Source organism: Streptosporangium sandarakinum (assembly GCF_050942225.1).
Lineage (GTDB): Bacteria > Actinomycetota > Actinomycetes > Streptosporangiales > Streptosporangiaceae > Streptosporangium > Streptosporangium nondiastaticum.
Map to the genome: position 1 here is coordinate 2,340,638 of NZ_CP192034.1, position 22,887 is coordinate 2,363,524.

General features: G+C 72.3%; 17 protein-coding genes and 1 pseudogene. 10 read left to right on the forward strand and 8 right to left on the reverse strand.

The genetic code is table 11. The features are described from left to right. Positions 1-90 precede the first annotated feature (90 nt). The 6 genes from ACQP10_RS11030 to trpS all read left to right on the forward strand — a co-directional run bounded on the left by ACQP10_RS11030 (position 91) and on the right by trpS (position 7,315). Positions 91-426 carry a YciI family protein gene (locus ACQP10_RS11030; protein WP_179818646.1) on the forward strand — a complete coding sequence of 112 codons (336 nt, stop codon included), beginning with the start codon at positions 91-93 and terminating at the stop codon, positions 424-426. A gap of 4 nt (positions 427-430) precedes the next feature. Beyond that, on the forward strand, positions 431-2,164 hold the full coding sequence (locus tag ACQP10_RS11035) for an RNA polymerase sigma factor (protein WP_433541306.1): 1,734 nt from the start codon (positions 431-433) through the stop codon (positions 2,162-2,164). Between the two features lie 18 nt (positions 2,165-2,182). Beyond that, a complete protein-coding gene (locus tag ACQP10_RS11040) occupies positions 2,183-4,255 on the forward strand; it encodes a DUF6421 family protein (RefSeq protein ID WP_346020500.1) in 2,073 nt (690 codons plus the stop codon). Then, a complete protein-coding gene (locus ACQP10_RS11045) occupies positions 4,252-4,893 on the forward strand; it encodes an SDR family oxidoreductase (RefSeq protein WP_346020499.1) in 642 nt (213 codons plus the stop codon). Before ACQP10_RS11040 ends, ACQP10_RS11045 begins: the two co-directional genes overlap by 4 nt. Before the next feature lie 166 nt (positions 4,894-5,059). Further along, positions 5,060-6,124 carry a threonine aldolase family protein gene (locus ACQP10_RS11050; protein ID WP_346020498.1) on the forward strand — a complete coding sequence of 355 codons (1,065 nt, stop codon included), beginning with the start codon at positions 5,060-5,062 and terminating at the stop codon, positions 6,122-6,124. 153 nt (positions 6,125-6,277) lie between these two features. Next, entirely contained in the window at positions 6,278-7,315 is a 1,038-nt protein-coding gene (trpS, locus tag ACQP10_RS11055) for a tryptophan--tRNA ligase (RefSeq protein WP_346020497.1), read from the forward strand. 178 nt (positions 7,316-7,493) lie between these two features. Here trpS and ACQP10_RS11060 read toward each other — a convergent pair whose 3' ends face one another. Both ACQP10_RS11060 and ACQP10_RS11065 read right to left on the reverse strand, forming a co-directional pair. Next, a complete protein-coding gene (locus ACQP10_RS11060; protein WP_218911607.1) occupies positions 7,494-7,793 on the reverse strand; it encodes a DUF3467 domain-containing protein in 300 nt (99 codons plus the stop codon). A gap of 122 nt (positions 7,794-7,915) precedes the next feature. After that, entirely contained in the window at positions 7,916-8,566 is a 651-nt protein-coding gene (locus ACQP10_RS11065) for a DUF305 domain-containing protein (RefSeq protein ID WP_433541307.1), read from the reverse strand. A 120-nt stretch (positions 8,567-8,686) separates the two neighbouring features. Here ACQP10_RS11065 and ACQP10_RS11070 point away from each other — a divergent pair, with 120 nt between their 5' ends. Continuing rightward, positions 8,687-9,421, forward strand: a complete 735-nt coding sequence (locus tag ACQP10_RS11070) for a DUF3105 domain-containing protein (protein WP_389997697.1) — start codon at positions 8,687-8,689, stop codon at positions 9,419-9,421. Positions 9,422-9,554: 133 nt separating this feature from the next. Here the strand turns inward: ACQP10_RS11070 and ACQP10_RS11075 are convergent, their stop codons facing one another. The 3 genes from ACQP10_RS11075 to ald form a co-directional block, all read right to left on the reverse strand. After that, on the reverse strand, positions 9,555-10,367 hold the full coding sequence (locus tag ACQP10_RS11075; RefSeq protein ID WP_346020494.1) for a DsbA family protein: 813 nt from the start codon (positions 10,365-10,367) through the stop codon (positions 9,555-9,557). A 50-nt stretch (positions 10,368-10,417) separates the two neighbouring features. After that, a complete protein-coding gene (locus tag ACQP10_RS11080; protein ID WP_389997699.1) occupies positions 10,418-10,894 on the reverse strand; it encodes a vitamin K epoxide reductase family protein in 477 nt (158 codons plus the stop codon). Between the two features lie 320 nt (positions 10,895-11,214). Next, on the reverse strand, positions 11,215-12,330 hold the full coding sequence (gene ald, locus ACQP10_RS11085; RefSeq protein ID WP_346020492.1) for an alanine dehydrogenase: 1,116 nt from the start codon (positions 12,328-12,330) through the stop codon (positions 11,215-11,217). Between the two features lie 367 nt (positions 12,331-12,697). Here ald and ACQP10_RS11090 point away from each other — a divergent pair, with 367 nt between their 5' ends. Beyond that, entirely contained in the window at positions 12,698-13,924 is a 1,227-nt protein-coding gene (locus ACQP10_RS11090; RefSeq protein WP_433541308.1) for a SecDF P1 head subdomain-containing protein, read from the forward strand. Between the two features lie 89 nt (positions 13,925-14,013). Here the strand turns inward: ACQP10_RS11090 and ACQP10_RS11095 are convergent, their stop codons facing one another. Continuing rightward, positions 14,014-15,390, reverse strand: a complete 1,377-nt coding sequence (locus ACQP10_RS11095; RefSeq protein WP_346020490.1) for an NCS2 family permease — start codon at positions 15,388-15,390, stop codon at positions 14,014-14,016. Between the two features lie 51 nt (positions 15,391-15,441). Further along, positions 15,442-17,853, reverse strand: coding sequence for a molybdopterin cofactor-binding domain-containing protein (locus tag ACQP10_RS11100; RefSeq protein ID WP_433541309.1), 2,412 nt, complete (start codon positions 17,851-17,853; stop codon positions 15,442-15,444). 96 nt (positions 17,854-17,949) lie between these two features. On the opposite strand from ACQP10_RS11100, the pseudogene ACQP10_RS11105 reads away from it, so the two are divergent. Both ACQP10_RS11105 and ACQP10_RS11110 read left to right on the forward strand, forming a co-directional pair. Next, a pseudogene (locus ACQP10_RS11105) lies at positions 17,950-18,240 on the forward strand (PucR family transcriptional regulator ligand-binding domain-containing protein); the annotation flags it as partial. A 799-nt stretch (positions 18,241-19,039) separates the two neighbouring features. Next, entirely contained in the window at positions 19,040-19,699 is a 660-nt protein-coding gene (locus ACQP10_RS11110) for a PucR family transcriptional regulator (protein WP_433541310.1), read from the forward strand. Here ACQP10_RS11110 and ACQP10_RS11115 read toward each other — a convergent pair. Next, complete coding sequence (locus ACQP10_RS11115) at positions 19,686-22,586, reverse strand: BTAD domain-containing putative transcriptional regulator (protein WP_433541311.1); 2,901 nt, start codon at positions 22,584-22,586, stop codon at positions 19,686-19,688. The two genes, ACQP10_RS11110 and ACQP10_RS11115, sit on opposite strands and share 14 nt — an antisense overlap. Between the last annotated feature and the right edge of the window lie 301 nt (positions 22,587-22,887).

Genomic DNA, 22,887 nt, shown 5'->3' on the forward strand with positions numbered 1-22,887 from the left:
CGGAGTGACGCCGTCCGGAATCGGGGGGCCGGTTCGTCATCCTGATGAGCCCCGGAACCGGGGACCGGCAGGAGACACCTGGGAGCGAAGATGAAGTACATGATGTTCGTGTGCAGCGACACCGAGCCCGACACCGACACCGGCGACATGCCCGACATCGAGAAGTGGGTGGCGGAGAACGACTCCCGGGGCCGCCGCCTGGAGGGCAGCGTGCTGGGGCCGACGTCCGCGGCCACCACGGTCCGGGTCCGCAACGGGCGGCTGCTGGTCTCCGACGGGCCGTTCGCGGAGACCAAGGAGGTGATCGTGGGCTACGACCTGCTGGAGTGCGCGGACCTGGACGAGGCGATCGAGGTGGCCCGCGCCCACCCGATGGCCCGCAACGGACGGCTGGAGCTGCGCCCGCTGGTCGACCTGGACGACTGACGGCGTGACCGATACGACGCCCGCGGCCAAGGCGGCCAAGGCGGCCAAGGCGGCCAAGGCGGCCAAGGCGGCCAAGGCGGCCAAGGCGACCAAGGCGGCCAAGGCGACCAAGGCGGCCACGACGCCCGCGGCCAAGGCTGCGGCGCCCACGGCCAAGGCCACGGCGCCCGCGACGTCCGCGGCCGCCGTGGCCGGCGCCGTCGCGGCCGCGGGCGCCGACGCCTACCCGCGGATCGTCGCCGCGCTGATCCGCGTCACCTCCGACTGGACACTGGCCGAGGACTGCGCCCAGGAGGCGATGACGCTCGCCCTGCAGCGGTGGCCGCGGGAGGGCGTGCCGGGCAATCCGGGCGGCTGGCTGATGACGGTGGCCCGCAACCGCGCGATCGACGTGCTGCGCCGCGCGTCGGTCGAGCGCCGCAAGCTGGCCGAGCTGGCGGCGCTCGCCCTCACCGATCCCGGCCCGGCCTCCGAGGAGCCGCCGGCGGAGGAGGTCGTGGACGACCGGCTGCGGCTGATCTTCACCTGCTGTCATCCCGCGCTCTCCATGGAGGCGCGGGTGGCGCTGACGCTGCGGACGGTCTGCGGCGTGCCGACCGCCGACATCGCGCGGGTCTTCCTGGTCGGCGAGTCGGCCATGACCCGCCGCCTGACCCGGGCCAAGACGAGGATCGCCGACGCCGGAATCCCCTACCGGGTGCCGACCGGCCCGGCGCTCGCCGAGCGGCTCCCCGGCGTCCTGGCCGTGCTGTACCTGCTGTTCACCCACGGCTACAACGCGGACGGCCGGCCCGCGTTCGCCGACGAGGCGATCCGCCTGGCCCGGCTGCTGCGGGAGCTCATGCCCGGCGAGGGCGAGGTGACCGCGCTGCTGGCGCTGTTCCTGTTCCAGCACTCCCGGCGCGACGCCCGCCGCGACGACCGCGGTGACCTGCTGACCCTGGACCGGCAGGACCGGCGCCGCTGGGACCGCGCCGCGATCGCCGAGGGCCTGCGCCTCCTCGCGGAGACACCGCAGGGCGGTCCGTACGCGCCGGAGGGCGGCGCATACGCGCCGCAGGGCGATCCGTACACGTCACAGGACGGCCCGTACGCGCTGCAGGCGCGGATCGCCGCCCGCCACGCCACCGCCGCCTCCGCCGACGCCACCGACTGGCCCGCCATCGCCGCGTGCTACGACCGGCTGGCCGGGATCCAGCCCTCACCGGTGGTCGAGCTGAACCGCGCGGTGGCGCACGGCTACGCGCACGGGCCGGAGGCCGGGCTGGCCCTGCTCGCCGGGGTCCGGGCCGGGGGCGCGCTGGACGGCCATCCCCTCGTCGTCGCGGCCGAAGCGGACCTCACCGCCCGCAGGGGAGGCAGGAAGACCGCGACCGGGCCGCCGCGCTGTTCCGGCAGGCCGCGGCCGCGGCGCACTCCGAACCCGAGCGCCGGGCGTTGCTCGACCGCGCTGACGAGTCGGCGCGTCGTCACCCGGCGGGCGGTACGGCGGGCCGCTGACGCCCGGACGGCGGCGTGGCGCGACGCTCAGGCACACGCGAACCCTCCTCTCCTTCACCCGGCCGCGACGCCTCCGGCCGGGTCGGTCCGCCCGTCACCCGGAGGGCGGCGCGATCCTCCGCACCCCCGTCCGGCCGCGACCTCTCCACCGGGGCGGCCCCCATGCCAGCCGAAGGATGCCGTAAGGGACATACCAAAAATCGGACAGGGTGTGTATATTTTTCGGTGCAAGGACTGATCTAAGGGAGGATTTATCGTGCGAGCGTTCCCGCGGGTGCTCTTCGACGAGGCACACAGCGAGTCATGGACGATCCGCCGGGAGGTCGCCGAGACGATGAATCCCGGGCACCCCGACGACAACAGCTACGCCCGCGCCGCCGACGTCCTGCGCCGCCTCGGCCACACCGTGACCGCGCACACCGAGGGGCCGATCACCCCGGCCCTGCTGACGGGACAGGACGTCTTCGTGATCGCCCACCCGTCGGCCGACCGCTGGGAGCGCACCACCGGCCTGGGCAGCCCCGTCTTCCCCGTGGAGGAGCTCGACGCGATCGAGGAGCATGTCCGGGGCGGCGGCGGCCTGGTCGTGCTCGCCGAGTGCGAGCAGGAGAAGTACGGCAGCAACCTCACCGACCTGCTCGCCCGCTTCGGCGTCGGCGTCGAGCACCTCACCGTCCAGGACCCGCGCAACGCCCACAACGGCGTGGCCGCCTGGGTCCTCGGCGCGCCCGCCGCGACCGAGGGCGAGAACCCGCTGGCCGGCGCCCGCCGCGCCTGCTTCTACCGCGCCGGGGTCCTCACCGCCCCCGAGGACGCGACCGTGCTGTTCTCCACCTCGCCCACCGCCGACCCGGCCGGCCGCCCGCTGGCCGTGGCCGTACGGCACGGCGAGGGCCGCGTCGTCGTGCTCGCCGACTCCGACCTGTTCGGCGACGACTCGATCGGCGACTACGACCACGCCGTGCTGTGGGGCAACCTCGTCACCTGGGCCGCGCGGATCCCCGCCGCCCGGACCGCCGCCACCGGCGAGACGGAGGCGCGGGCCGCCTTCCGCGAGCTGAAGGAGGCCGTCGAGGCGCTGAAGCCGCTGCAGGCCAAGGACGGCTCGGTCGAGCGCGACCACGGGCGGGCGGCGGAGCTGGTCGCCGAGATCGCCGGTCACGTCACCCGGCTCGCGCCCCGCTTCCCGCACGACGAGGCGTACCTCGCCGCGGTCGTCGCCGACCTGAACAGGTGGGCCGAGCAGGGTCTGGGCGTGCCCGACTTCCTGGACTCGCTCAACGCCTTCCACCCCGACACCCAGCGGGTCGACGGCCTGGAGCACCTGGTCGTCTTCCCGATGTACACCCAGAACGGCACGACCTTCCGCTACCTGGAGGCCGTCTGGATCCGCACCGTCTGGCCCGAGTGGCTGGCCGAGCTGGAGCGCACCCGCTACGACAACCCGCTGTTCGTGCCGATTGCCTTCGAGGACTTCACCTCCGGCTACGACACCAACTCCGCGGTGCTGTTCCCGGAGACCGTCGCCGTCCGCGAGACCCCGTCCCGGTTCACCTGGGGCGGCATCTTCTGCGACCGCGAGGCGGCCCGGTTCCGCGCGGTCAGCGGCGCCGCCGCGAGCACGCTGAAACTGGCGCTGCCGCCGGACGCCGCCCGGCTCGTCGCCTCCCAGGAGCTGGCCCAGGACACCTTCGTGCTGTGGGACCTGATCCACGACCGCACCCACAGCCACGGCGACCTGCCGTTCGACCCGTTCATGATCAAGCAGCGCATGCCGTACTGGCTCTACTCCCTGGAGGAGCTGCGCTGCGACCTGACCGCGTACGGCGAGGCCGTGAAGCTGGAGGCCGAGGGCGTGCCGCACGCCCGCTACGTCCAGCTCGCGATCCTGTTCGACCGGCTGTTCCGCTTCCCGATCACCGGTGAGCGGGTCCGTAACTACGACGGCCTGGGCGGGCAGCTCCTCTTCGCCTACCTGCACCGCAACGACATCGTCCGCTGGACCGACAACCGGCTGAGCATCGACTGGACCCGCGTGGCCGGTGGCGTCGCCGACCTGCGCGCCGAGGTGGAGAAGCTCTACCGCGACGGCATCGACCGCTCCAAGCTCGCCCACTGGCTGGCCGCGCACCAGCTCGTCGCGACCTACGTCGAGCCGCACCCGGCCTCGGTCTGGGCGCGCGGGGTGGACGCGCTGCCGGTGGAGGGCTTCCCGAAGGCCGTGGTGGACGCGGTGCTGCCCGACGAGTTCCCCCTGAGCATGTTCTACGAGGCCCTGCGTCGTAAGCTCACCGACGTCATCGACTCCACGAAGGGGATCCGAGCATGATCATCCTCGTTGCGGGCGCGGCGGGCCCCGCGGGCCAGGCGTTCGTCCGCCGCTTCACCGACAAGGGCCACACCGTCATCGGCGTCGACAAGTCCGGGGCCGACGGCACGCTCGCGGTCGACCTGCTCGACCTCGACGCCGTGAAGCGGCTCGCCCGCGACGTCGAGGCCGAGCACGGCCGCGTGGACGGCATCGCCCACCTGGTCGGCGGCTGGCGCGGCGGCAAGACCTTCGCCGAGACGAAGCTGGAGGACTGGGACCTGCTTCACGACCTGCTGGTCCGCACCCTCCAGCACGTCACGCTCGCCTTCGAGCCGCTGCTCAAGGCGAGCGAGAAGGGCCGGTTCGCCATCGTCTCGGCCACGGGCGCCCAGCGTCCCACCCAGGGCAACGCGGCCTACGCCACCGCCAAGGCCGCCTCCGAGGCGTGGACGCTGGCCTTCGCCGACGCGCTGTCCGGCACGAACGCCACGGCGAATATCCTGGTCGTCAAGGCCCTGGTGAACGACGCCATGCGCGCCGCGAGCCCGGAGCGGAAGTTCCCCGGCTTCACCGACGTCACCGACCTCGCCGAGGCGTTCGACGCGCTGTGGGAGACCGACGCCAACGGCACCAGGATCGACCTCACCCGCGGGTAGCGCCCGCGGGGACACCCGCGGGCGGAGTTCCCGCGGGGACGACATCCATGAGCGGCGCCCGGAGACGGGCGCCGCACCGCACGAGGTCCCCCGCCCGCGGGCGGGGGCACGACGCACGACAGCGGCCCGCCGGCGCACGGCGGGCCGTACCGTTCGAGGGGAAGACGTGACCGACGCCATCCGCAGGCACGACCCGCTGGTGAAGAGCTTCGCCAGCGACAACTACGCAGGAATCCACCCGGAGATCCTCCAGGCGATCGCCCTGGCCAACGAGGGCCACCAGATCGCCTACGGCGCCGACGTCTACACCGAGGCGCTGCAGGAGGTCTTCCAGCGGCACTTCGGCCCGGCGGCCGAGGTGTGGCCGGTGTTCAACGGCACCGGCGCCAACGTGGTGGCGCTGCGGGCGATGACCGCGCACTGGGAGGCGGTGGTCTGCGCCGAGTCGGCGCACATCCACACCGACGAGGGCGGCGCGCCGGAGCGGGCGGCGGGCCTGAAGCTGCTGACCGTGCCCACCCCGGACGGCAAGCTCACCCCCGAGCTCATCGACCGGCAGGCGTGGGGGTTCGGCGACGAGCACCGCGCCCAGCCGAAGGTCGTCTCGATCACGCAGTCCACCGAGCTGGGCACCCTCTACACCCCTGAGGAGATCAGGGCGGTCTGTGACCACGCCCACTCCCTGGGCATGCTCGTCCACCTCGACGGCTCCCGCATCACGATCGCGGCCGCCGCGCTGGACGTGCCGATGCGCGCGTTCACCACGGACGCGGGCGTGGACGTGCTGTCCTTCGGCGGCACCAAGGCCGGGATGATGTTCGGCGAGGCCGTCGTGGTGCTCAACCCCGACGCCGTCCGCGGTCTGCGCTACATCCGCAAGACCCAGATGCAGCTCGCCTCCAAGATGCGGTTCGTCTCGGTGCAGTTCGAGGCGCTGCTCGCCGGGGACCTGTGGCGGCGCAACGCCCGCAACGCCCTCGCCATGGCGCGGCGGCTCGCCGACGCCGTCCGGGAGATCCCGGGGGTGGAGGTGCCGCGCCCGGTGGAGGCCAACGCGGTCTTCGCGATCCTGCCGCGCGACGTCACCGAGCGCCTGCAGAAGCGCTACCGCTTCTACACCTGGAACGAGGCCACCGGCGAGGTGCGCTGGATGACCGCCTTCGACACCACCGAGGCCGATGTGGATGCTTTTGCCGCCGCGGTGGCCGAGGAGATAAGGTCGTCGGTATGACGACGCGCAGCACGGGGCTGTGGCGGGCCGCACATCGGCGGACCCGCTTGCCAGCCTGACTGCGCACCCGAACGGCCGCCGTGAACCGGCGGCCGTTTCGCGTTGTACGGCTCGCCGGGCGCGGACGGCCTCCTTCCACCAAAAGGAGCGACCATGACGAAACGTGTTTTCTCCGCCTTCACCGCCAGCGGCCACCTCACGCTCGGCAACCTCCTGGGCGCGATGCTGCCCGCCGTACGGCTCCAGGACGAGGCCGACTGCGTCTACGCGGTCGCCAACCTGCACGCGCTGACCGTCAAGCACGACCCCGCCCTGCTGCGGGAGCGCACCCTGGAGATGGCCACCCTGATGCTGGCCTGCGGGATGGACCGCTCGCTCGTCTACATCCAGTCGGAGGTGCCCGCGCACACCGAGCTGTCCTACCTGCTGGAGTGCACCGCTCACTACGGCGAGATGCGGCGGATGATCCAGTTCAGGGAGAAGTCGGCGGGCAACGAGGAGGTGCGGCTGTCGCTGCTGACCTACCCCGCGCTGATGGCCGCCGACATCCTGCTGCACCGGGCGCACCAGGTGCCGGTGGGGGAGGACCAGCGCCAGCACGTCGAGCTGACCCGCGACCTGGCCCTGCGCTTCAACCACCGGTACGGCGAGACGTTCACGCTGCCGGAGGCGGTGCATCCGCCGGTGGCGGCCCGGGTGATGGACCTGGCCGAGCCCACCGCCAAGATGAGCAAGTCGCGGGGATCGGCCGGGACGATCTACCTGCTCGACGACCCGGCCGACGCGCACCGCAAGGTCATGCGCGCGGTGACCGACTCCGGCGGCGAGGTCGTCCACGACCCCGCGAACAAGCCCGGCGTCTCCAACCTGCTCACGATCCTGTCGGCGTGCACCGGCAGGCCGGTGGAGTCGTTCTCCTACGAGGGCTACGGCGCGCTGAAGCGGGACGTGGCCGAGGCGGTGGTGGAGACGCTGCGGCCGATCCGGGAACGGCACGCCGAGCTGTCGGCCGACCCGGCCGAGCTGTCGCGGATCCTGACGGGCGGCGCGGCGCGGGCCGCCGAGCGTACGGCCGGCCTGATGGCCGCGGCCCGGCAGGCGATCGGCCTGCCCTCGACCGCGCTGCCCTCGACCGCGCTGCCTTCGACGGCTCCGGCCACGGCCGCACCGTCCTCCGCCGCGATCCTTTGAAGAGCGCGCCGTTCTGAAGGGCATGCCGTTCTGAAGGGCATCGCTTCAAAGGGCATCGCTCCGGAGGGCGAGGCTCTGAAAGGCGAGGCCCCGAAGGGTACGGCGTGCCCGCGGCGGCCGTCGCCCGGCGCCGGCCGAGCCGCGGGGAATCCACTCCGGCGGACGGGTCCCCCGCGGCTCAGTTCTTCTGGCCGGTCTCCTTCTCGTAGGCGGTGAGCTGCTGCTCCAGTGCCTTCATCAGCTCGAACACCTGGCTCGGGGGGAGGCGGATGCGGCTGACGATCCGGGTCGGCACGCTCACGAAGTGCTGGCCGGAGGAAGGGTCGTTGGCGAGCTGCGGCGGTCTGGTGATCACCGCGAAGTCGAGGACGAAGCCGTCCTCGGTGTGCCACACGGAGGCGAAGTTGGCGTACTGTCCCGCCTCGACCTCGGCCGAGATGCTCACCTCCAGGCGGTTCTCGGGCTCGTCGTTCACCATGGGTGCTGTCTCCTCAGGGCCGGATCGCGCCATCCCGTCCCGGCCGGAGACCGGCCATGCGGGAGCGCGGCGCAATCAAGGGGGTGGCGGTCGAAGGGGCGGTCGGGCGGTCGCGGGGGCGGTCAGCGCGTGGGAGGCAGCGGCTGGGCGCCGCGCTTCCGGAGCATGTCGGTCATCAGCGTGATCTCGCCCGTCTGGCCTTGGACGATGTGCCGGGCCAACGTCGCGACCTCGGGGCGGTCCGACTGCCTGAGCAGGGCCTCGGCCATCTCCACGCCGCCCACGTGATGCCGGATCATGAGCTGCAGGAACAGGATCTCCTGGTCCCTTCCGGCGGCCTCGCGGAGCTTCTTGAGCTCCTCCGGGGTGGCCATGCCCGGCATCTTCGCCGAGGCGGTGGCCGACCCGGCGTGGCCGTGGCCGCCGGCCATCCACGCCATCGGCGGCCGTTCGGACGACTGCTCCAGGTCCCACTGCTGCAGCCAGCCCATGAAGATCCCACGCTGGGCGGTCTGCGTGACGATGATGTCGTAGGCGAACCGCCGCAGATCCTCGTCGGTGCTGCCGTCCCGGGCGATGAAGGCCATGTCCACGGCCTGGGCGTGGTGCGTGGCCATGTCGCGGGCGAACCCGGCTTCGGCGGAGGCGTCGGTCGGGTCGGTGTTGCGGCCCATGACCAGCAGGAAGGCCACCGCCAGGACCAGGATTCCGGCCAACGCGGCGACCGCCGTACGGCGCCGGGGCTTGGGTGCGTCATCGACAAGGGGTTCCATCGCTCACCCAGAGTACCCATTGAGTTGAATCGGTGCTGTGTCACACGTTGTGATTTGTTTATTCCTGGCACACCCGCCTAGGGCATAGTCTGACCCGGAATTGGTCGCTATGGAGGGTCGATGTCGAAGGACAAGACGCAGGCGAGGCGGGAGCATCTTGCCCGGATGCGTGCGGAGCAGAAGCGCAAGGAGCGCCGGACCGCCTTTCTGATGTGGGGCATCGGTGGCGCCGTCGTCGTCCTGCTCGTCGGTGCGGTCGCCTTCTACATGGTCAACGTGCGGACGACCACCTCGCTGGACGCCGTCACCACCGCCGCCTACCCCGGCGCCCAGCACGTCGAGACCAAGGTGACCTACAAGGAGAACCCGCCCATGGGCGGGGCGCACAGCTCCGCCTGGCAGACCTGCGCCGTCTACGACCAGCCGATCAACAACGAGAACGCCGTCCACTCGCTGGAGCACGGCGCCGTGTGGATCACCTACCGGCCCGACCTGCCCAAGGACCAGGTGGACAAGCTCAAGGAGCTCGCCTCCCGCGACTACATGCTGATGAGCCCCTATCCGGGGCTGCCCGCGAATATCGTGCTCAGCTCCTGGAACCGGCAGCTCAAGGTGGACAGCGCCGACGACCCCCGCCTGCCCAAGTACATCGCCAAGTACCGCAACAGCGGTGACCAGGCCCCCGAGCTGGGCGCCTCCTGCAGCGCCGGCGTGAACACCACCACGGCCGAGGCGCCGATCCCGGCGACCGCCCCTTCGCCCGGCGCGTCGGACGCTCCCTCGCCGGGTGTGTCGGACGCCCCGAAGCCGAGCATGTCGCCCGAGTCGTCGGCCTCGCCCAGCCCGAGCTCCTGACCGCCGGTTCCTGACCGGCGGTCTCCGGCCGCCGGTTCCCGGTCACCGCGGTCCGCACGGACACGCGAAGAGGCCGCCGCCCCATCGGGCGGCGGCCTCTTCTGTGTCGTCTTCTGTGTCGTCCGAGGCGCGGCTACTGGTCGGAGGGGGCGGGGGAGGAGCCCGCCGCCGCCAGGAGCTCGTCCAGGGCGGCCGGAGAGGAGGCGATCTGCCCGACCTGCTCCTGGGTCAGGTCCTTGCCGTTGAGCTTCAGCGTCGGCGTGCCCTGCACCTTCTGCTCCTCGGCGTACTTGGTGGCCTTGTCGATGTCGGCGGCCTTCTGCATCCCCGTCACGCACTTCTCGAAGTCCGCGCTGTAGAAGCCGAGGTCGCGGGCCCAGGACAGCAGCTCCGCGTTCTCGAAGCCGTTCTTGCCCTCCACCGGCTGGTGGGCGTACAGCGTCTTGGCGTACGAGGCCCACTTGTCGGCGGGGGCGCAGAACGCCGCGTTCGCCCCGCGGCGCGAGACCGAGGGCAGGGGCTCGGCGAAGGAGGGCGCCTTGAAAAGCTGGAACGGGCGGTAGATCACCCTGGCCTTGCCCTCCGCGGCGGCCTTCAGCAGCGCGTCGCCCGCCGCCTCGTCCAGGCTCTTGCAGGCGGGGCACTGGAAGTCCTCGAAGACCACCAGGGTGGGGCCGGCGACGCCCTCCTTGCTCATGAGGATCGACCCGTCCTCCTGCCGGGTGGTCGGCGCCAGCGGCCCGGTGTAGGCGACCGCCTTCGGCGCGCCGTCGCCGTCGCCGGAGTTGTTCTTGACGACGACGAACCCGACCACCGCCGCCGACACCAGGACGAGGCCTCCGGCCACGCCCAGCAGCAGTTTGCGCTGCTTGTCGCGGGCCGCCTGGCGCTTGCGCTCCTCCGCGAGCTTCTCCCTGGCGGTTCCTTGCCGGGCGCTCTTGCTCATCGTGTCGTCTCCTGGGGAATTTTCGGTTTTCAACGGGTGGTCAGGTGTTCTCAGGTTCCGCTGCCGAGCCTGCGGTACTCGTCCGTCAGCACCAGGCCGAGCAGCAGCACGGTGATCACGTGTACGGCCGTGCACCACAGGCAGACCTTGCCGAGGACGAGTTCGGCGGTGACGAGGTACACCACGAACAGCGTTCCGACGATCACGGCGGCGAGGCGCCCCCAGCGCAGGACCGGGTGGGCCGAGGACCACGCCGCCGGGACGACCAGCGCGCCGAAGCCGACGAAGAACACCAGCCCCAGCAGGGGAACGGGGATGCCGAACAGCTTGGAGTACTCGCTGGTGGTGACGGAGGCGCAGTCGATCGTCGCGCTCTCCGAGCAGATCAGCGGCACGTCGTTGTAGTGGACGACGGTGAGGTACACGGAGACCGCCAGACCCACGAGGGTCAGCAGGCGCATCGCCGTCAGCAACCCGGGCGAGCGCACCGGTGCCGTACCGACCCGCGGGTCGATGTTTCCCACCATGAATGATCCTTCTCCTGGGCAGGGGACTGCGCTCCGCCGCCGGTCGTCCAGGCGCGGGCTCCGCAGGCCCGACACTTGGCCGGGCATCGTATGTTAGATTGCCACAGATAAGAAGATCGTTAATAAAGCGGTGGTTTGACCGCTTTCAGATGATTTCTGGTGGTCCGGGGCTCACGCGGACACAGGTGTCGCCCGGGTGCGGGTCCACCCGGGCGTGACGGCGGCCCGAAGCGCGCGCCGGACGAGAACGAACCCCCGGCGCGGGCGGACGTCAGGCGGAAACGGGCGCCGGGCGGGACGGGCCCCGGCGCGGGCGGACGTCAGGCCAGGATCCGGTCCAGCGGCACCGCCTCCAGCCCGTGCGCCTCGGCCACGGGCTCGTTCGTCAGGTGCCCCTCGTGCGTGTTCAGGCCCAGGGCCAGCGCGGGGTCGCCGCGCAACGCCTCCCGCCAGCCCAGGTCGGCGATGGACACCGCGTAGGGCAGGGTCACGTTGGTCAGCGCGTACGTCGAGGTGTGCGGGACCGCGCCCGGCATGTTGGCCACGCAGTAGAAGACCGAGTCGTGCACCTGGTAGGTCGGCTCGGCGTGGGTGGTGGGACGGGAGTCCTCGAAGCAGCCGCCCTGGTCGATGGCGATGTCCACCAGGACCGAGCCCGGCCTCATCCGCGCCACCAGCTCGTTGCTCACGAGCTTCGGGGCCTTCGCGCCCGGCACCAGGACCGCCCCGATGACCAGGTCGGCGGCCAGGACCGCGCGCTCGACCTCGAAGGTGTTGGAGGCGACGGTCTGGCAGTGCCCCTGGTAGATGACGTCGGCCTGGCGCAGCCGGTCGATGTTCTTGTCCAGCAGCACCACCTCGGACTGCATGCCCAGCGCGATCACCGCGGCGTTCATCCCCGACACCCCGGCGCCGATCACCACCACGTTGGCCGCGTGCACGCCCGACACCCCGCCCATCAGGACACCGCGTCCGCCACCGGACCGCATCAGATGGTAGGCGCCCACCTGCGCGGCGAGCCGTCCGGCGACCTCCGACATGGGGGCCAGCAGCGGCAGCGCGCCGTTCGCGGTCTGCACGGTCTCGTAGGCGATCCCGGTGACGCCCGCGTCCAGCATGGCTTTGGTGCACGGCTCCGACGCCGCCAGGTGCAGGTAGGTGAACAGCACCTGGCCCTTGCGCATCCGGTGGTACTCCTCGGAGACCGGCTCCTTGACCTTCAGCACCAGGTCGCCCTCGGCCCACACGTCGTCCGCGGAGGCGACGATGGTCGCCCCCACGGCCTCGAAGTCGGAGTCGGGGATGGACGACCCGGCTCCGGCATCCTTCTCGACGAAGACCTCGTGGCCGTGCCGGATGAACTCGTGGGCTCCGGCGGGGGTCAGGGCCACCCGGTACTCCTGGTCCTTTACCTCGCGAGGAACGGCGATCTTCATGGCACCTCCAGGTTTCGCGCCTGTGTCCTCCTTCACTCTCGGTTCCCTGCAAAGAGAGCACTACGCACATGCTGCAAGGAATCGACCCCCCTTGGTGACAGGTTGTCAAACACGGTGGATCCTCATCTTTCCGGAAGCCACCTTGACCGTCCGGTTACCCCCTCCTTTGACTGATCGGTAGGCTCGCCGCGAGCACAGCGAGGGATGCGGAGACATGCCGATGGGGAAGCACGCCGGTCCGGGCAGGCGGGCCGCGCCGAAGGGAGCTCCACCCGCGCACCCGGGGCGGGCGGAGCCCCTGACCGCCCCCCTCGGCCCACCGGGTCCGGAGGGGCCCGCCGGGGCCCCCGACCCCACGTCAGGCGGGATGCCGGACGTCCTCGGGACGTACGGCGCCGCGCCCTCCGGCGCCCCGGATCCCGCGCCGGGGAGCGCGCCCCGTCCGGGCGGCGGCGCCCCCGGGCCCGCCGGAGACGACATCCCGGGCACCCCGGGCCCGGCCGGGCCGGTCCCGCCCATCCCGCCCGTCCCGCCCGGCCCGCGCGGACCGGGCCGGCCCGGTGATCCTGGAGCCGTCCCCGGTCCCGAGGCGCCCGGCGACCCCCGGGCGAGCCGGCTCACCACGGGCGTCCTGATCGCCGCCCTCGTCGTCGTCGTGCTGGTCACCGGCGTGCTCGCCACCCTCGCCGTCCTGATGACCCGGAACCCCGACGCGCCGCTCGGCGCCAAGCCGCCGCAGCGGCTGGCCGCGCCCATCCACTTCGCGCCGGTCCTCGCGGCCCAGCCCGGCCCGTGCGCCAGCGCCGAGGACATGCCCGACGAGGCGGGGCAGACCTGCTACACGCTGGCCGAGGGGGTCAGCGTGAACGCCGTACGGAAGATCGAGACGGTCCGCGACGCGAACGGCGGCTACGCGGTCAGGATCGCCTTCGCCCCCGCCTTCCGCGACCTGATCAACGACCTGACCAAGGACGCGCTCAACCAGCAGATCGCGATGGTGGTGCAGGAGAAGGTGGTGTCGGCCCCGCGGGTGGCCCAGGAGATCACCGACGACAGCCTGAGCATCACCGGATTCGCCACCAAGGAGGAGGCGGACGCCCTCGTCTCCCGGCTGGGCGGCGTCCCCGGCACGACCGTCCCGTCCACGCCGCCCCCGGGGCGGCCCCAGCCGAACCAGTCGATCTTCACGCCCCCGGGTTCCGCGGACTCCGCGGGCTCCGACCCGGCCGCGACGCCCCCGGCGACCCAGCCCGCGACGCCCCCGGCGACGCAACCCGCGACGCCCCCGGTGACGCCGCCCGCCGCGCCCGCCACGAGCCCCGCCGCCGCGCCCGCGACGACGGCCCCACCGAGGGGGGCCACGGGCGGTCCCACCGCCCCGGCGGACTCCACCGCCACCGCGACGGGCACCGGGAGGACCACCGCGCCGGACGGCGCCATCGCGCCCGCCGGAAACGGTCACAACCCCCGGTACCGCACGTGCAAGGAGGCGGTCGACGCCGGGTACGGCCCCTACACCAGGGGCGTGCACGTCGAGTACGGCTGGTACAAGGACGTGGACGGCGACGGCGTCACCTGCGAGACCGGGAACTGACCCGCCGCCCCCGGGGCGTGCCGCGCCATCCGAACCGGCCGGCCGGCCGGGCGGGGCGGCACGTCGGTGCGCCGCCCCCGGCGGGACGCCTACTCGACCAGTGCCCGGATGCCCTCGATGCCGAAGTAGGCCACGAAGACCAGCGAGACCACCCAGAGCAGCCACGGGATGCTGCGGGAGCGGCCGAGCGCCGCCTGGATGACCGTGTAGCTGATCACGCCGGCGCCGACGCCGTTGGTGATGCTGTAGGTGAACGGCATCAGGATGATCGTCAGGAACGCCGGGACGGCCAGCGCCAGGTCGTCCCACGGCACGTTCCTGGCCTGGGTCATCATCAGCGCGCCCACCAGCACCAGCGCCGGGGCCGCCGCGGCGGCCGGGACGACCGACGACAGCGGGGTGAAGAACATCGTCACGAGGAAGACGCCGCCGGTGGTCACCGCCGCCAGGCCGGTCCTGGCGCCCTCGCCGACCCCGGCCGCCGACTCGACGAACACCGTGTTCGCCGAGGCGCTGGAGAAGCCGCCGACCGCGGCGGACACGCCGTCCACGGTCAGGATGGCGCCCAGCCGGGGCACCCGGCCCTCGGCGTCGACCAGTCCGGCCTCGTCGCTGACCCCGATGATCGTGCCCATCGCGTCGAAGAACCCCGACAGCACCAGCGTGAACAGCACGACCAGCGCGGTCACCACCCCGGCCCGGGCGAACCCGCCGAACAGGTCGATGTTGCCGATCAGCCCGAAGTCGGGCATGGCCACCACGCCTTCGGGGATCTTCGGCACCACGACGCCCCAGCTCGCCGGGTCGATCTTCGCCACGCTGTTGACCACGATCGCCAGCACGGCGGTGACCACGATGGCGATCAGGATGGCCCCAGGCACCTTGCGGACGAACAGCACGATGACCAGCAGCAGGCCGAAGCAGAACACCGCCACCGGCAGGCCCGTCAGGTGACCGGTCGTGCCGAGCTGCACCGGCGATCCCGTGCCCTTGCCGACGAAACCGGCGTCCACCAGCCCGATCAGCGCGATGAACATGCCGATGCCCACGCTGATCGCGTGTTTCAGGGCCAGGGGGATCGAGTTCATGATGAGCCGGCGCACCCCGGAGACGGCCAGCAGGATGATGACCACACCCTCCAGCACGACCAGCCCCATCGCCTGCGCCCACGTCATGTACGGTGCGGCCTGGTAGGCCACCACGGCGTTCAGGCCCAGCCCGGCCGCCACGCCGAAGGGGGCGTTGCCCACCAGGCCGATCAGGATCGTGCTCACCGCCGCGGCGACGATGGTGGAGGTGGTGAGCTGCGGGATCGACAGCTTCGCCCCGGTGACGTCGGTGGCGCCGCCCAGGATGAGCGGGTTCAGCAGGATGATGTAGGCCATCGCCATGAATGTGGTCAGGCCGCCCCTGACCTCCTGGCCCACCGTCGACCCGCGCGCCGTCAGCTCGAAGAACCGGTCCATGAAATCCCTTTCGAACAGGAATGACCGGATTTTCGCTACTTGAGTGCTATGTCAGAGTGACCGGTCCCCCGCCCAGTTACCGTACCGGCTTCCGCCCATCGCGATGTCGTGGGGGCGGATCGGCACGCGGGGCAGCCGCAGCCCGGTGGCCGCCCGCACGGCCGCCGCCACCGCCGGGGTGGACGACAGCGTCGGGGGCTCGCCCGCGCCCCGCAGGCCGTACGGGGCGTGCGGGTCGGGGTTGGCCAGGACCGACACCCGCATGGGCGGCATGTCGAGGATCGTGGGGATGAGGTAGTCGGTGAAGGACGGGTTGAGCACCCGCCCGTCCGCGACCTGGACCTCCTCCATCAGGGCCAGCCCCAGCCCCTGCGCCGAGCCGCCGTGGATCTGTCCCTCCAGGGCGATCGGGTTCAGCACCCGGCCCACGTCCTGCACGGCCGCCAGCTCCACCACCTTGACCAGGCCCAGCTCGACGTCGACGTCCACCACGGCGCGGTGCACGCACAGCGCGAGCTGGGCGTGGGAGTCGCCCTGGCCGGTGACCGGGTCCATCGGGAAGGTCGGCCGGTGCCGGTAGACCCTGGTCTCCTCGACGGCCCCGGCCCGCTCCAGCGTCTCCGCCAGGGTCTCCCCGTCCGCCCGCAGGGCCGCCAGCCGCTCCCGTACGGCTCGGCAGGCCGCCCGTACCGCGCCCCCGGTGACGTAGGACTGGCGCGACGCCGAGGTGGACCCGGCCGAGCCGACCGTCGTGTCCGCCTGCGCGACCGTCACCCGTTCGACGCCCAGCTCGGTGCGGGCGATCTGCTCTTGAACCGTCACCAGGCCCTGCCCCACCTCGGCGGCGGCGGTGCGCACCAGGACGTGCGGCTCGCCGCCGAGCAGCTCCACCCGGACCCGGGCGGTGGAGTGGTCGTCGAAGCCCTCGGAGAAGCAGATGTTCTTGATGCCCACGCCGTATCCGACGCCGCGCCGTACGCCCTCGCCGTGGGTGGTCTGCGCGACGCCGCCGGGCAGGTCCAGCAGGTCCGGCGTGGCCGCCGCGCCCGGGTCCGGGACGCTCGCCGCGTCCGGGACGCTCGTCGCGGTCACGGCCGCCGCACGGGCCGGTTCGGCGGGCGGCGGCACGGCGACCGGTCCGGCCGTACGGGACGGTTCAGGGGGCAGCGGCATGGCGGCGAGCTCGCGCAGCATGCCCGCCAGCGGCGCGGGGGAGTCGATCACCTGCCCGGTGGCCAGCCGCGACCCCTGCGACACCGCGTTGCGCACCCTGATCTCGACCGGGGACAGCCCGCACGCCTCGGCCAGCCGGTCCATCTGCGACTCGTAGGCGAAACACGCCTGCACCGCGCCGAACCCGCGCATCGCCCCGCAGGGCGGGTTGTTGGTGTAGACGCCGTAGGCGTCGATCCACACGTTCGGCACCTCGTACGGTCCCACCCCGAGGGACGCCGCGTTGCCGACGACCGCGGGGGTGGAGGAGCAGTAGGCGCCGCCGTCGAGCAGGATCTCCGCCCGGACGTACCGCAGCCTGCCGTCGCGGTCCGCGCCGTGCTCGTAGCGCATCCGGGCCGGGTGGCGGTGGACGTGGCCGAAGAACGACTCCTGGCGGCTGTAGACCATCTTCACCGGCCGCCCGGTGCGCAGCGCCAGCATGCACGCGTGGACCTGCATGGACAGGTCCTCGCGGGCGCCGAACGCGCCGCCCACCCCGGCCAGCGTCAGCCGTACCAGCTCCGGTGGCAGGCCCAGGCAGGGCGCGATCTGGTCGCGGTCCACGTGCAGCCACTGGGTGGCGACGAACAGGTCCACGCCGCCGTCCTCGGCCGGTACGGCCAGCCCCGACTCCGGCCCCAGGAACGCCTGGTCCTGCATGCCGACCTCGTACTCCCCGGTGACCACCACCGGGGCGGTGAAGTCGCCGCCGACCCGGACCGGCTGGTGGCGCACCACGTTGCCGCCGTCGTGGACCGCCGGGCAGGACGGGTCGAAGACGGCCCGGCGCGGGTCGGTGACCGCCTCGGTGACCTCGTAGTCCACGACGATCGCCGCGGCCGCCCGCCGTGCCCGCTCCGGATGGTCGGCGGCGACGATCGCGACCGGCTCGCCCTGGTAGCGGACCCGGTCGGCCGCCAGGACCGGCTGATCGCGCCGGTCCAGGCCGTAGAACAGCTCGCCCGGAACGTCCTCGCAGGTCAGTGCCGCCAGGACGCCGGGCATGGCCAGCGCCGGGCCCACGTCGACGGAGCGGATCCGGGCCGAGGGATGCGGGCCGCGCAGCGTCGCCCCCCACACCATGTCCGCGAGGTAGAGGTCGGAGGAGTAGGCGAACTCGCCCGTCACCTTCAGCGTCCCGTCGGGGCGCGGCGCGCTGCGCCCGATGCCCAGATCACGCCCGACGCCCGGACCGTGCCCGCGCTCCCGGCTCTGACCCCGGTCCGGCCGGGTCTCGGTGCCGCTCATTCCTGCAGTACAGCAGCAGGAACGGGGTCCGGACAGGCAAGGACACGACGAAACCCCGGACGGGCCCACCGGCGGTTCTTGTAGTTTCATCCAATTATGCGGATACGTGACCTGCTCGCCGTCGAGGAGCTCCGGCTCACCCTCCTCGCGGGCGAGGAACACCTGGACCGGAGCTTCACCGGCGTGCAGATCACCGACCTGCCCGACCCGGGACGCTACCTGTCGCCCGGCGAGCTGGTGCTCTCCGGGCTCATGTGGCGCACCCGCCCCGAGGACTCCGAACGGTTCGTGCGCCGCCTGGTCGAGGCCGGGGTGGCCGCGCTCGGCGCCGGCCGGGCCTGGCTCGGCGCCGTCCCCGACGACCTGGTGCGGGCGTGCCGGGAGTACGACCTGCCGCTGATGGAGGTGCCGGTCGAGGTCTCCTTCCGGACCGTCGCCGAGACGATCACCCCCCGGCACGCCGAGCTGCGCGACGCCCTGGGCCGCCACCGCCGGATCGTCGCCGCCGTCGCCGAGGGCGCGGGCCTTGAGGAGCTGTTCGCGCTGATGGACGCCGAGCTGCGGATGACCGGCGCGGTCGTCTCGGCCACCGGCGCGGTCATCGCCGGGACGCTCCCGGACACGAACACGAACACGAACACGAACACGAACACGAACACGAACACGGACGCGGGCACGGCCGCCGTTCCCGGCGCCCGGATCGGGGCCGGGGCGGGACGGGGCTCGGGCGGCGAGGCCGTCGCCGCCCGGCTCGCCCGCGAGTTCCTCACCGCGCCCCGGCTGCCCCACGTGGTCCGCACCCCGGCCGGGACCTTCACCCTGTTCGGCGTGGGTCGCGAGCACCGGGCCGCCGGGTGGGCGCTGGCCTGCGGCGGCGACCTGATCGCCGAGACGGACCTGGGCTTCGAACTGGCCGCCTGCGTCGCGCTGGAACGCGGCCGGATGGAGGAGGGGCGGCGGGTCGAACGCCGGCTCGCCGGGCAGCTCGTCGCGCTGGCCGCCTCCGGGGCGGGCGACCAGGCCGAGCTGGGGGCTGCGCTGCGGACCTGCGGGATCGGCCCGGCCGAGCCGTACCGCGTGGTGAGCGCGACCGTGACCGGGCCCGGCGCGGCCCGGAGGCCGACCCGGCCGCGCTCGGCGGCCGGATCCTGGAGGAGCTGCTGCGCCCCGGGCCACTGCCGCCGCGGTGACGCCCGACGGGGCGCTGGCGCTGGTACCGCTGGCCGCCGGCGCGGTGAGCGGCCCCGGCGGGTCGTCACGCGGCACGGCGAGCGGCCCCGGCAGGACTGCTCCGGCGGGTCAGGCGGCCGCCGGTGCGGCCGGGTCGCCGGACCGCGCGGACGGCGGGCGGCCCTGGACGGCGGACGAGCCGGCCGGGGCGCTGCGGGCCGGGACGGAGGTGCTGGCGGCGGGGCTGCCCGGCCTACGGGTGTCGATCGGGGTGAGCGCCGCGCTGACCGGCTCGCCCGCGCTCCGGGGCGGCCTGGAGGAGGCCGGGCACGCCCGGCGGCTGGCCGAGGCGCGCGGCGGGGGAGTCGTCACCAGCGACGAGATCTACACGCACGCTCTGCTGCTGGCGACGGTTCCCGGCGACGTGCGGCGGTCGTTCACCGAAAGGACGCTGGACCCGATCCTCGACTACGACCGGCGCCACCGGTCGGAGCTGCTGCGGACACTCGAGGTGTTCCTCGACTGCGCGGGGTCCTGGAACGCCTGCGCCGAGCGCCTCCACGTCCACGTCAACACGGTCCGCTACCGCATCCGCCGGGTGGAGGAGCTGACCGGACGGGACCTGTCGACGATGACCGACCGGGTGGACCTGTTCCTGGCGCTCAGGGCGTCATGACCCCCCTGCGTACGGGGGCCGCCTCCGCACCACGCGCCTCCCGCAACGCGGCCTCCTCCTCGGCCAGTTGCCTGTCCAGGTCCTTGATCCCCATCGCCTGTGCGCCCGCAACGGACCGCGCCAGATGGTCGGCGGCCTCGTCGATCTCACCGAGGAGACGCGAGGCGCGGGCCAGACCGAGCAGCAGGTAGGGCTCGGCGATGTTGGCCTTCGCGGCGCGCACACATGTCAGTGCGTTCTCGTAACAGGCCTTTGCTGAGGCGGGGTCCCCCCGGTCGACGTGGACCTCCCCAAGCTTTTCCAGCACGATGGCTTCGTGGTAGGAGCGAAACCCATCATCTTTGCGGATCTTGTCAAGGGCGTCGTTCAGGACGGCCAGTGCCTGGTCCAACCGGCCCAGCCGACGGTGCGCCAGCCCGATGTAGGCCATCGCGTAGTGCTCCCCTGACCGGTGGCCGATCGCCTTGGACACTCTCAGCTGCTCTTCGGCGCAGCGGAGCACTTCCTCATGGCGTTCTTGATAGTTGTAGATCACTGCCAGGCTACCGAGCGCCTTCTGCTCGCCGTGCGGGTCGGACAACTGCCGACAGAGATGCAATTGCCTCTGGAGGTGGGGCACGGCCTCTGCGGCGCGGTTGTTCATCTCCAGGGCGATCGCTACATAGTTGTGCGCGTTGGCCTTGATGTCGCGGTCGTACAGGCGGCGCCCTGTCTCAAGGGTCTGCCGACTGATCAGAAAAAGGTCTGAAGAGGCTCCGGAATAGTAAAGAAACCAGTAGAACGCGAAGGCCAGAGCGACGCCGAGACGAGCTGTCCGTTCCTCTGCAGCGGCCATGGCCTGCGAGGCCGCGGCCACGAGAGCGACCCGCTCGTGCTCCAACCATTCATGGGCCCCATCCGGGGAAATGAGGGGGAGGGGAGTCACGTCTACGGTGACTCCCGCCGACGTCCAGCGGGGATATCGCGGATGCTGGAGGAGCTTCGCCGCCAGGCAGACCGCCGAGATGTAGAACTCCAGCGCGCGGTTCAACATCTCGTCCAAGGCCTTGCGGGTCTCCCGATGCAAGGCCTGCTCGCTCGCGAACAGGCGCACCAGGTCGTGCAGCCGGTACCTCCCGGCCCCGTCGGCCTCCACGAGGTGGCCGTCGGCCAGCCGTTCCAGGGCGCGCTCGGCTTCTTCAGCGGGGACGTCCAGGAGGGCGCCGACGACGTGCGGCGTCACGTCGGGCACCCGCAGCACCCCCAGCGCGCACAGCGCGCGGGCGGCCTCGCGGTCGAGGTGGTCGGCGCTTCCGGTGAGCAGGTCGTAGCTGACCCCCAGGCTCGACCGCACCGCGATGTCGCCCGCCTCCAGCTCCCGCAGCCGCCTCCGCTCGTCCCGAAGCCGCTCCACCAGGTCGGCGACCTCCCACCGGGGCCGGTTCGCCAGCCGGGCCCCGGCGACGGCCACGGCCAACGGCAGTCCGCCGCACAGCTCGACCAGGCGTGCCGTGGCCTCCGGATCCCGTCCGGTCCGCTCGGCACCCGCCAGCTTGGCCAGCATGGTGGTCGCCTCCACCTGCCGCAGCCGGCCGATCGGCACGTGGACGCAGTCGTCGACCAGGGCGAAGGTCCGGCGGCTGTTCACCAGGACCGTGTTGCCCTCCGGCACCGAGAGCAGGGGGCGGACCTGGGGGAGATCGACCGCGTCGTCCAGCACGACGAGGAGATTCCTGCCGTCGAGCAGGCTGCGCCACAGCGCGGCGGCCTCGTCGACGTCGGTGGGGACGGCCTGCGGGGCGACCCCCAGGGCCCGCAGGAACCTGCCGAGCACCTCCAGGGGTTCCAGCGGTCGCAGGCCGGGGGTGGCCCCGTGCAGGTTCGCGTAGAGTTGCCCGTCCGGGAAGCGATCGCGGACCGCGTGCGCGGCCCGGATTGCCAGGGCGGACTTGCCCGCCCCCGGCGGCCCGGTGATCGCGACGACGTGGTGGGGCAGGCCGCCGTCCCAGGGGGAGAGCAACGACCTGAGCCGGACCAGTTCCTCGGCGCGGCCGACGAAGCCACCCGGGTCGCGCGGCAGCTGACGGGGGACCGGAACGTTCCCGGCGGTCACGGAGGTCCCCGCGGAACGCTCCGGTCCGGGAGACGCCGGGCGGGCGACCTCGGTGGAGGAGATGATCCGACGGTGGAGGTCCCGGAGCGTGGGGGAGGGTTCCAGCCCGGTCCTCTCCATGACGGCCTTCGCCAGCCGCTCATAGGCGTGAAGGGCGGCGGCGCGGTCCCCTGCTCCGTGCAGGGCGAGCATGAGCTGTCCCCAGAGCCGCTCCCGCGTCGGGTTGGCGCCGGCCGCGGCGCGCAGGTCCGGCACGGCCTCGGCGTATCTTTCCAGGACGAGCCGGATCTCCGAGAACTCCTCCAGCGCGGCGAGGCGCTCCTCATCCAGGCCGGCCGCCGCGTCGTTCAGGACCCGGGTTCCCCTGGCGTTCGTGAAGGGATCACCCCGCCACAGTTCGAGGGCCCGCTGGTAGTGGTGGTGAGCGGCCTCCGCCTGGTGGTCCTGGGTGGCGCGCCTTCCCCGGCGGACATGCTCGCGGAAGGCCAGCAGGTCGAGATTATCCTCGCCGAGGGTTACGAGATAGGTGTTCGCCTGGGTCTCGATCGGGGCCGAGCGGGGGGCGTCGGGGGAGAGGAGCCGCCGCAACGTGTGGACGTACGTCTTGAGGTTCTGCTCGGCGGAGGCCGGGGGCTCGTCGCCCCAGAGCGCGTCCGTCAGATACTCGAAGGATGCCGGGGTGTTGGCCTTGAGGAGCAGTGCCACCAGGAGTTGGCGCTGTTTCAGGCGGGGGATGGGGATGAGCCGTCCCTCGCCGTTGCGAACCTCCAGACCGCCGAGCATCAGAAATGTCATTCGTTGAGTCCCATGGTCAAGTGCGCCCAGGGTTCCCCGGGCGTCTCCAACGAATTCATCCAGCTTGATGGCATTCAGCTTACCGATCAAGATGTCAAGGCAAAAATTTTCCGCTCATAATGTATCCCCGGTGTATCTCAGATTTTTGTTCGCCGCTGACATCGGCGAGATGTCGAATGCATGACCCCTATGAGGCGGGGGCGGTGGAGCTGAGCGTGCTTTCCCTGGAGGGCTCCGAGGTCCGTGAGTCTCGTCCGGCGGCGACTGGCGGTCGGTGGCCGCTTTTGGAAGGGATGACTCG

Coding starts and splice junctions, on each gene's coding strand:
- ACQP10_RS11095 (WP_346020490.1), bottom strand. CDS start 15,390: ATGGACCGGTTCTTCGAGCTGACGGCGCGCGGGTCGACGGTGGGCCAG.
- ACQP10_RS11075 (WP_346020494.1), bottom strand. CDS start 10,367: ATGAGCAAGAGCGCCCGGCAAGGAACCGCCAGGGAGAAGCTCGCGGAG.
- ACQP10_RS11100 (WP_433541309.1), bottom strand. CDS start 17,853: ATGAGCGGCACCGAGACCCGGCCGGACCGGGGTCAGAGCCGGGAGCGC.
- ACQP10_RS11030 (WP_179818646.1), top strand. CDS start 91: ATGAAGTACATGATGTTCGTGTGCAGCGACACCGAGCCCGACACCGAC.
- ACQP10_RS11060 (WP_218911607.1), bottom strand. CDS start 7,793: ATGGTGAACGACGAGCCCGAGAACCGCCTGGAGGTGAGCATCTCGGCC.
- ACQP10_RS11045 (WP_346020499.1), top strand. CDS start 4,252: ATGATCATCCTCGTTGCGGGCGCGGCGGGCCCCGCGGGCCAGGCGTTC.
- ald (WP_346020492.1), bottom strand. CDS start 12,330: ATGAAGATCGCCGTTCCTCGCGAGGTAAAGGACCAGGAGTACCGGGTG.
- ACQP10_RS11090 (WP_433541308.1), top strand. CDS start 12,698: ATGCCGGACGTCCTCGGGACGTACGGCGCCGCGCCCTCCGGCGCCCCG.
- ACQP10_RS11065 (WP_433541307.1), bottom strand. CDS start 8,566: ATGGAACCCCTTGTCGATGACGCACCCAAGCCCCGGCGCCGTACGGCG.
- ACQP10_RS11070 (WP_389997697.1), top strand. CDS start 8,687: ATGTCGAAGGACAAGACGCAGGCGAGGCGGGAGCATCTTGCCCGGATG.
- ACQP10_RS11080 (WP_389997699.1), bottom strand. CDS start 10,894: ATGGTGGGAAACATCGACCCGCGGGTCGGTACGGCACCGGTGCGCTCG.
- trpS (WP_346020497.1), top strand. CDS start 6,278: ATGACGAAACGTGTTTTCTCCGCCTTCACCGCCAGCGGCCACCTCACG.
- ACQP10_RS11115 (WP_433541311.1), bottom strand. CDS start 22,586: ATGACATTTCTGATGCTCGGCGGTCTGGAGGTTCGCAACGGCGAGGGA.